The following is a 1,719-nucleotide window of genomic DNA, read 5'->3' as shown; positions in this document are numbered from 1 at the left end:
TGCGGCGCCGGGGCTGCAGCAAGAGTTGGCGCGCCTGCTGGGCCTGGCCGGGTTGGCGGCTATCGACGGCGCGCAGTGCGCCCACCGGCCGGCCCACGGTGTTTTGCAGGCGTTCCCAGGCCTGGGCATGGGCGGGGTCTGCGGCCTGCCAGCGTTCAAAGGCTTGGCGCTCGGCTGGCTGCACGCGGCCGGAGCTGAGGCGGACCATCCAGTCAATCTCCTGCTGGGTGGCCGCATCCAATGGGGGTTGCGAGGCCATCAGCGCAGCTGGGCCCGCATGCAGTGCTGCAATGCCTGGGTCAGGTAGCGCGAGACGGTGCGCACGGACACCTGCAGCCGCGCTGCGATCTCTTCATGTGGCATGTCGTCGAGCTGGCTGTAGACAAAGGCGGTACGCACCGGCAGAGGCAGGCCGTGCAGGATGCGGTCGATCTCGGCAATGGCCTCGATCACCAGCGCCTGGTCCTCCACCGACGGCACGCAGGGCATCGGCAGCGCGGCCATGCTCTCCAGGTACTGGCGCTCCAGCAGCTGGCGGCGCTGGAAGTGGAACAGGATGCGCTTGGCAATCGTCGTGAGAAAGGCCCGTGGCTCCTGGAAGCTGCGCGGATCCAGGCTGGAGTCCACCACCTGCAGGAAAGTCTCTGAGGTGATGTCCTGCGCATCGCTGCGGTTGCGCATGCGGCGGTTCAGCATGCCCAGCAGCCAGGAATGGTGCGAGGTGTAGAGCGTGTGCAGGGCTTGGTCGCGAGAGGGGTCCACCACGGAAAGAGATGTGAATGATAGTTATTATCATTCTAGCCTTGGCGTGATTAGCCCTTGCTGCAGGGCAGCATTCGCGGCGGATCGCCTGCGTCCGTGTTCAGACCCCGGCAGGGAGTTGTTGCAGCGTGTACTTAGACGCCAGCCGCCAGGCTGTAGACCGTCAAGCCGCCATCTTCGCGGTCGCGCATCAGCAGGCCGGCCTGGGCCATTTCCTTGGCCACGCAGTAGATGGTGGCCGCTGGCAGTGGGGCGCCGCTTTGGGCGAGGTGGGAGGAGATATCAGCACATTTGACGCGAGAGCGGCCCAGCTGGACGATGGCCTCCAGCACCCGCAGCCGCGCGGGCGTGGGCCGTATGCGCACTTGGCGGCTGCGCTTGAACCAGTGGGCAGCGGGCAGGGCGGGCGCTGCCTTGCGGGGTGCGTGGTCATCATTCATCTGCGCATCCTGGCATGGGACTATGGAGCCGGTTTGTCGGACTGTGGCAGTTTGTGTCAAGCTGCGTAAAGTTTTGGCGGTGGCCAGGGCAGCCACTTCGGGTTGACAGCGGGGCAGGCATCATGCGGCCAGGCCTGCTGCAGACACGGCTGTGTGTGACAGGACCATGGTGCTGGCTGACAGCGCCAGTGCCGTGCCCCGGCGCGGGGCGTAGGTCAGGATGAGTACCTGCAACCATGCCGCGACGCTGAGCCAGCCCAGCCAGGCAACGGCGCCCACCGCGGGGCCCCAGGTATGCATGCAGCACCGCAGTGCCAGCACCAGCAGCAGGGCCGCACCCAGGCGCAAGCCCCAGCGCAGGCGGCGCCCAGGTTCGCCCCGGCGCAGGATCTGCTCGCAGTGGCGGTCCATGGCCTGGCTCAGCAGTAGCATCGCGGGCAGGCACAGCGCCAGCGGCAAGGCGGCGGTAGTGGTGGGGGTGAGGGCGTTCATAACCAGCACTCCAGCAGTGCGCGCA

General features: G+C 67.1%; 4 protein-coding genes. All 4 read right to left on the bottom strand.

The window, feature by feature from the left end; genetic code table 11:
* Positions 1-259, bottom strand: a 259-nt coding sequence (locus tag H928_RS0117245; protein WP_027011064.1) for a DUF4880 domain-containing protein, incomplete at its 3' end; no start/stop codon positions are given.
* Positions 259-765 (bottom strand): sigma-70 family RNA polymerase sigma factor, encoded by a 507-nt coding sequence (locus H928_RS0117240; protein WP_021027623.1) that lies wholly within the window; start codon positions 763-765, stop codon positions 259-261. The genes H928_RS0117245 and H928_RS0117240, both read right to left, overlap by 1 nt.
* A 131-nt stretch (positions 766-896) precedes the next feature.
* Positions 897-1,202 carry a transcriptional repressor gene (locus H928_RS0117235; RefSeq protein WP_021027622.1) on the bottom strand — a complete coding sequence of 102 codons (306 nt, stop codon included), beginning with the start codon at positions 1,200-1,202 and terminating at the stop codon, positions 897-899.
* Between the two features lie 120 nt (positions 1,203-1,322).
* Positions 1,323-1,694: a DUF3325 domain-containing protein gene (locus H928_RS28480; protein ID WP_021027621.1), complete on the bottom strand. Its 372-nt coding sequence runs from the start codon at positions 1,692-1,694 to the stop codon at positions 1,323-1,325.
* Positions 1,695-1,719: the final 25 nt, after the last annotated feature.

The organism is Comamonas sp. B-9, from assembly GCF_000410635.1.
Lineage (GTDB): Bacteria > Pseudomonadota > Gammaproteobacteria > Burkholderiales > Burkholderiaceae_C > Comamonas.
This window is presented reverse-complemented; position numbering and strand designations above follow the sequence as displayed.